This window comes from Microbacterium sp. UBA3394 (genome assembly GCF_002358725.1).
Lineage (GTDB): Bacteria > Actinomycetota > Actinomycetes > Actinomycetales > Microbacteriaceae > Microbacterium > Microbacterium luteum.
On the sequence record NZ_DEPK01000150.1, the window covers coordinates 1 to 6169 of the forward strand.

Consider the following 6169-nt stretch of genomic DNA (forward strand, 5'->3'; position numbering starts at 1 on the left):
GTCACGGTCGAACCTCGCGGCGGGGCCTGAGATGTCGACGCCCCGTGGTTTCCGCGACCGCGCGGACGACAGTCTGCTGACCCTCCTCGGCGAGATCCCGGAACTCGTCCGGGCGCTCGTCATCGCCGAGGTCGATGCCGCCAAGGCGTGGCTCGCGCGCACGGCGAAGGACGGCGGCTGGGGGGCGCTGTGGATGGTCGCCGCGCTCTTCGTGCTGTTCTGGTCGGTACCGGCGCTGGGTGCCTGGGCCATCGCCGGCCTGTCGTCGTGGTGGCCGGTGTGGCTGTCCGCACTCGTGGTGTTCTTCGCGATGGTGCTGATCGCGGTCGTGCTCGCCCTGTTGGGCGTGATGCGGTTCCGCCGGCTCGTGAAGCGCCAGAATCCCGTCCAGTCCATCGCCCAGGATGTGAAGGAAGTCCGCGATGAGCTCTAACGCTCCGCTGCCCCGCACCGCCGTGCCCCTCGGCATCACCGATCCCGTCGAGAGTGCCCGCGCCGAGTTGAAAGCCGCTCTGCTCGCGATCGAAGAGAAGGCGAACGTACCGCGTCGGGTGGCCGTTGCCACGGACCGCACGATCACGGATGCGCGGGCTTTCAGCCAGCGCAATCCCGCGGCCGCGGTCGCGATCGTCGTCGCCGGAGCCGCCGCGATCGGCGTCGGCGTGTGGGGCCTCGTACGCCTCTACACCCGCTGATTCATCTCGGCGGTCCGGCACACCGTTCCCGGCATTCATCCAGCGGGGTATGCTCAGGACTGGCAGTGCAATGGTGCGATTGCTGCCGACGGTGCGAGCCCGAGAACCGGATTCGTTCCGCCCGTCGGTTGCTCGAACGCCCGGGCGGCCGACTCGTGCATCGACGAGAGCCTCCCGAATGAATCACACTTCACCGCAGCCCAAGCCCCTCACCGGATGGCGGCTGCTCGTGCCCCGCGGGGGACCGTGGGGCGACGGCGTCGCCGCGACGATCCGCCGCAGCGGCGGAACCCCGGTCATCGCGCCGCTCATCAACTTCGCACCCTCGACCGATCAGGCGACGCTCGAGCAGTCGCTCGCCGACCTCGCCAACGGCGCCTTCGACTGGCTCACGGTCACCAGTGCCACCACTGTCGACGTGCTCTACGCCTACCACGCCAAGATCCCGGCCTCGACGAAGGTCGCCGCGGTCGGCGAGACGACGGCGGCCGCGCTCACCGCGGTCGGCTACAAGGTCGACCTCGTGCCGGAGCGCGACAACTCCGCTGCGGGCATGGCCGAGCAGATGATCGCCGCCGAACCTCAGCCGCGGCAGGTGCTCACCCTCCGCAGCGAGATCGCCAAGCCGGTGCTCACCCGCATGCTCGTGGAGGCCGGTCACCACGTGCGCAGCGTCGTCGCCTACCGGACCGTGGGTGTGCCGGCCTCCGACAAGGTCATCGAAGACGTGCGCACGGGCCGCATCAACGCGATCCTGGTCACCAGCGGGTCGGTTGCCGACCAGGTTCGCGAGCAGTTCGCGGTGATCCCGGAGACGACGATCATCGCGGCCATCGGGCCACGGACCGCGAAGGACGCCAAGCGCGCCGGCCTCCTCGTCGACGTGATCGCCGAGATGCAGTCGGTCGATTCCCTTCTCGCTGCCGTGTCCCGGTTCCCCCTTCCGCAACCGGCTGACGAATACGCCCCCTGAGCGTGGGGGTTCCGGGCGGCGGCACGCCGCGCATCGTGGTGCTCGCCGGCGGTGTCGGCGGGTCCAAGTTCGTCCTGGGCGCGCGGGAGGCGCTCCGGCGACGCGGCGTCGCCGCATCCGCCGACCACCTCACCGTGGTCGTCAACACCGGTGACGACCTGTGGCTGTCGGGTGTGCGCCTGCAGCCCGACGTCGACTCGATCACGTACGCGCTCGCCGGGGTCAACGACACCCAGCGCGGCTGGGGTCGTGAGAACGATTCCGAACGCGTGAACGCCGAGCTGCAGGCGTGGGGCGCCGGGTGGCCGTGGTTCACCCTGGGCGACCTCGACCTCGGCACCCACCTCGCGCGGACGGGATGGCTGCGCGACGGGGCGACGCCGACCCGAGTGCTGGAGCTGATGGCGGCCCGGTGGGATCTCGGCGCGCGCCTGCTGCCGATGACCGACGCCGAGGTCGACACGATCGTGACCGTCGACGACCCGGAGACGGGGCGGCGGCCGATGCACTTCCAGGAGTGGTGGACCCGGCATCGGGCCAGCCTGCGCCCGCTCGCCTTCGACAATCCCGGCATCGACGCGGCTGCGCCTGCGCCCGGTGTCGCCGAGGCGATCGTCGCGGCCGACGTCGTGCTCGTCGCCCCGTCGAACCCGGTCGTGTCGATCGGACCGATCCTGGCCGTTCCCGGCATCCGTTCGGCCCTGCGCCGCACCGACGCGCCGGTCGTCGGCGTCTCGCCGATCATCGGCGGCCGGGTCGTGCGCGGCATGGCCGACGTGTGCCTGACCGCGATCGGCGTGGAGACCTCGGCCGTCGGCGTCGCCGGACTGTACGGTGCGCGCAGCGGCGACGGCGTGCTGGATTCCTGGCTCGTCGCGCAGGAGGACGCCGCCGCCGTCGACGCCGTCCGCGCGCTCGGACTCGACGCGCACGCCCGGCCGCTGTGGATGACCGACCCCGCGCACTCGGCTGACATCGTCGACGCGGCGCTCGCCCTGGCCGGCGTGTGATCGTCCCCGATCTCGCCGTGTGGGCGTGGCTGCTGCTGGCCCTGTCGGCGTTCGTCGTCGGGGTGTCCAAGACGGCGATCCCCGGGGTGAACACGCTGTCGGTGGCGGTGTTCGCCGCCGTTCTGCCGGCTCGGGAATCGACCGGAACGCTGCTCGTCCTCCTCATCGTCGCCGACCTGTTCGCGATCGTGTCCTACCGGCGTGATGCGAACTGGAGGGCGTTGTTGCGGCTCGCGCCCGCCGTGCTGGTAGGCCTCGTGCTCGGTGCCGTCTTCCTCGCGGTGGCGAACGACGAGTGGGTCAGCCGGGTGATCGGTGTGATCCTACTCGCCGTGGTCGCCTTCACCCTGCTGCGTCGCCGGTTCGCGCCCGTCGTCGCGGGCGCCGGTCCGCACCCGGTCGCCGCGGCCGGCTACGGCACGCTCGGCGGCTTCACGACGATGGTGGCCAACGCGGCGGGACCGGTGATGTCGATGTACTTCCTCGCGTCGCGGTTCGCCGTGAAGGAGTTCCTCGGCACTGCGGCGTGGTTCTTCTTCCTCGTGAACATCACCAAGCTGCCCTTCTCCATCGGCCTCGGGATCATCACACCCGCGGGCCTGGTGCTCGACGCGATCCTCGTGCCGCTCGTCGTGGTCGGCGCTCTCCTCGGGCGCTGGTGGGCGAACCGCCTCGATCAGCGCCTCTTCGAGCGTCTGGTCATCGTCTTCACCATCGTCGGCGCCGTCTATCTCCTGTTCTGACCCGCTCGGCCGCGGCTGCCGGCCCCGACCCAGGCCCGTCTCCGTCACCCCAGACCCGTCTCCGTCACCCCAGACCCGTCTCCGTCACCTATGTGCCCTAATTCAGGCTGTGGAGCTGTGCAGCAGCCCGAGAAGGCTGATTCCGGCGCCCTGAGCCTGAGTTACGGCACGCGGGGCCGGGTTACGGATGTGACGGACGGACGGACCGGGTCCGCGTGGCGGACCGACCGGCGTCGGCGTGCCGGCGGTGTGCGGCAGCTACAGAAGGGCGGCGGTATGCGGGCCGACGCCGAGGGTCGCGGCGGTTTCCAGCTGCTCCGGTGTATCCACGTCTCGACGGACGGTGGAACCGCGTGGGATGTCGATCGCCACGCACCCCATCTCGAGGTGACGCGCGAAGGATCCGTCGCCGAAGGCCGACGTCCATTCCACCCCTGCGGTGGCGGTCACCAGCGTCGAGCCGGTGCCCTCGGCGTCGGCGACGACGGAGCGCGGATGCGCGGTGGCGGCGTCGAGCGCCGCGGCGAGGTCGTCGGGGCGGAGTGCCGGAAGGTCGCCGAGAAGCGCGGCGCGATGTGCGACCGTTCCCGCTGCCGCCATGCCGAGCGCGATCGCCGCATCGAGGCCGCGAGCCTCCTCCTCGGCGACGAACCGAAGTCCGGGGATGTCGGCCGCGGCCAGCGGCAGCCCCGCGTCGTCGGTCACGACGAACACCTGCGCGACCACCGGGCACGAGGCCGCCGCGGCGATGGTGTCCAGCGCGATCGCACGCGCCAGACCCTCACGCGACGCCCCGGACGCGAGCCGCGACTTCCCTCGTCGCGCGGGCTTCACCGGAATGACGACGCGCCACCGCTGAACCGCCGGGTCGTCCCCTCTCGCCGGCTCGTCCTCGCCCGCCGGGTCGTGCCCGCCCGCCGGGTCACCTCCGACGCCGTGCACCAACTCAGGCTGTGCGGGGGTCATTCCGCCTCATCCCGGCCAACGGGGTGCCTCCAGCCTGAGTTCGTGCACGCGCACGCGCGCGACGACGAAGCGGCCACGACGCAGGTCACGAGGCGTACTTCGCGCGCAGGCGCGGGAGGATCTCCGCCCCGTACATGCGCAGGAACTCGGCCTGGTCGTGGCCGGGGTCGTGGAAGACGAGGTGCCGGAAGCCGAGTTCGATGTACTCCGAGATCCGCTCGACGTGCTCGTCCGGGTCGGTCGAGACGATGAAGCGCGAGGCCGCCCGTTCGATCGGCAGCTCGGCCGCGCGCCGCTGCATCTCGATCGGATCGTGCACGTCGCGCTTCTCCTCGGGCGTGAGCGCGAGTGGGGCCCAGAACCGCGTCTTCTCGAGGGCGGTGTCGTGGTCGGGGTGATACGACACCTTCACCTCCATGAGGGTGTCGATCGCGTCGGATGCGCGCCCGGCCTTGCCGAGGCCATCCGCCAGTGCGGGCAGCAGCGTGTCGGTGTACAGCTCGCGGTTCTTGCCGCTGGTGGTGATGAACCCGTCCGCGATGCGTCCGGCGAGGCGGGTGGCGGCGGGTCCGGCGGCGCCGATGCAGATCGGCACCGGATGCTCGGCGCCCGGCCGGTCGTAGATGGTCGCGTCCTTCACGGAGTAGTAGGTCCCGTCGTACGTGACGCGTTCGTCGGTCCAGAGCTGCTGGATCATCAGGATCGCCTCCTTGAGGCGCTGGAACCGCTCCGGCGCGTCGGGCCACTCCAGCCCGAGCGTCACCTCGTTGAGCGCCTCGCCGGTGCCGACGCCGAGAACGACGCGGTCCGGGAACATCACCCCCAGCGTCGCGAAGGCCTGCGCGATCACGGCGGGGTGGTAGCGGAAGGTCGGCGTGAGAACGGATGTGCCGATGAGCACCCGTTCGGTGCGGGCCCCGAGCGCCCCAAGCCATGGCAGGGCGGCGGGGGCGTGGCCGCCGTCGTGCATCCAGGGCTGGAAGTGGTCGGAGAGGAACACGGAGTCGAAGCCCATCTCCTCGGCCAGCACGCCGAACTCGACGAGTTCGCTCGGGCCGAACTGCTCGGACGATGCCTTGTAGCCGAAGCGCAGCGGGAAGGTCATGATGCTCCTCCTGGGAAGGGACGTGGGCGCAGCGTGGGGGTGGATGCGGTGGTCGCGGCAGCAGGAGCCGGGGCGAGGAACTCGGATCCGTCGGCGCGCGCGAGCCGGTCGCGGAAGGCCTCGACGGTGCCGGGCCACAAGAGCGTCAGTCGCCCGGACCGGGGGTCGACGTACCAGTTGCGACAGCCGCCGGTGATCCAGGGGGTGGATGCGGCGGCGCGGTCGATCTCGGCCGTGTACGCCGCTTCGGCGGCCGGGTCCACCCGCAGCACGCCGCCGGCGACGCGTTCGCGGCGCGCGAGGGTGCGCACGGCGTACGCGGCCTGCTCCTCGAGCATGAGCACGGAGGAGTTGTGGCCGAGCGAGGCGTTGGGTCCGTTGAGCACGAAGAGATTGGGGAACCCGGCGACCACGGTCGAGGCGAACGAGGTCATCCCGCTGCTCCAGTGGTCGGCGAGGGTGCCGTCCTCACCGGTGACGAGGTCGGCGTACGGCTGCTGCGCCGAGGCGAACCCCGTTGCGAGCACCAGTGCATCCACCTCGTGTCGGGAGCCGTCGGCTGCCGTGAGAACATCGCCGTCGACGGCGTCGAGCGCGGCCGGAACGAGGGTGACCGCATCCGAGACCACCGCCGGATAGAACGCGTCCGACAGCAGCACGCGCTTGCAGCCGAACGC

At 71.2% G+C, this 6169-nt stretch carries 7 protein-coding genes and 1 pseudogene; 5 read left to right on the forward strand and 3 right to left on the reverse strand.

Annotated features, from left to right (window positions below):
- The first annotated feature begins 31 nt into the window (after positions 1–31).
- The 5 genes from B4E30_RS08820 (at position 32) to B4E30_RS08840 (ending at position 3421) form a co-directional block, all read left to right on the forward strand.
- Entirely contained in the window at positions 32–433 is a 402-nt protein-coding gene (locus B4E30_RS08820) for a phage holin family protein (protein WP_071045209.1), read from the forward strand.
- Positions 423–695 carry a hypothetical protein gene (locus B4E30_RS08825; RefSeq protein ID WP_071045210.1) on the forward strand — a complete coding sequence of 91 codons (273 nt, stop codon included), beginning with the start codon at positions 423–425 and terminating at the stop codon, positions 693–695. Before B4E30_RS08820 ends, B4E30_RS08825 begins: the two co-directional genes overlap by 11 nt.
- Before the next feature lie 178 nt (positions 696–873).
- Entirely contained in the window at positions 874–1668 is a 795-nt protein-coding gene (locus B4E30_RS08830) for a uroporphyrinogen-III synthase (protein ID WP_286794812.1), read from the forward strand.
- 2 nt (positions 1669–1670) lie between these two features.
- Positions 1671–2678 (forward strand): 2-phospho-L-lactate transferase, encoded by a 1008-nt coding sequence (cofD, locus tag B4E30_RS08835; protein WP_286794814.1) that lies wholly within the window; start codon positions 1671–1673, stop codon positions 2676–2678.
- Positions 2678–3421 (forward strand): sulfite exporter TauE/SafE family protein, encoded by a 744-nt coding sequence (locus B4E30_RS08840; protein WP_286794823.1) that lies wholly within the window; start codon positions 2678–2680, stop codon positions 3419–3421. Before cofD ends, B4E30_RS08840 begins: the two co-directional genes overlap by 1 nt.
- A gap of 258 nt (positions 3422–3679) precedes the next feature.
- On the opposite strand, the gene cofC is transcribed toward B4E30_RS08840, so the two are convergent.
- The 3 genes and pseudogenes from cofC to B4E30_RS08855 form a co-directional block, all read right to left on the reverse strand.
- Positions 3680–4387 carry a 2-phospho-L-lactate guanylyltransferase gene (gene cofC, locus B4E30_RS08845; RefSeq protein WP_286794815.1) on the reverse strand — a complete coding sequence of 236 codons (708 nt, stop codon included), beginning with the start codon at positions 4385–4387 and terminating at the stop codon, positions 3680–3682.
- Between the two features lie 85 nt (positions 4388–4472).
- Positions 4473–5492 carry a glucose-6-phosphate dehydrogenase (coenzyme-F420) gene (fgd, locus tag B4E30_RS08850; protein ID WP_286794817.1) on the reverse strand — a complete coding sequence of 340 codons (1020 nt, stop codon included), beginning with the start codon at positions 5490–5492 and terminating at the stop codon, positions 4473–4475.
- Positions 5489–6169, reverse strand: a pseudogene (locus B4E30_RS08855) (alpha-lytic protease prodomain-containing protein); the annotation flags it as partial. The pseudogene B4E30_RS08855 and the gene fgd, both read right to left, overlap by 4 nt.

Excerpts from the sequence above, each read along its gene's own strand:
- B4E30_RS08825 (WP_071045210.1), top strand. The coding sequence starts at position 423 with ATGAGCTCTAACGCTCCGCTGCCCCGCACCGCCGTGCCCCTCGGCATC.
- B4E30_RS08820 (WP_071045209.1), top strand. The coding sequence starts at position 32 with ATGTCGACGCCCCGTGGTTTCCGCGACCGCGCGGACGACAGTCTGCTG.
- cofC (WP_286794815.1), bottom strand. The coding sequence starts at position 4,387 with ATGACCCCCGCACAGCCTGAGTTGGTGCACGGCGTCGGAGGTGACCCG.
- B4E30_RS08830 (WP_286794812.1), top strand. The coding sequence starts at position 874 with ATGAATCACACTTCACCGCAGCCCAAGCCCCTCACCGGATGGCGGCTG.
- fgd (WP_286794817.1), bottom strand. The coding sequence starts at position 5,492 with ATGACCTTCCCGCTGCGCTTCGGCTACAAGGCATCGTCCGAGCAGTTC.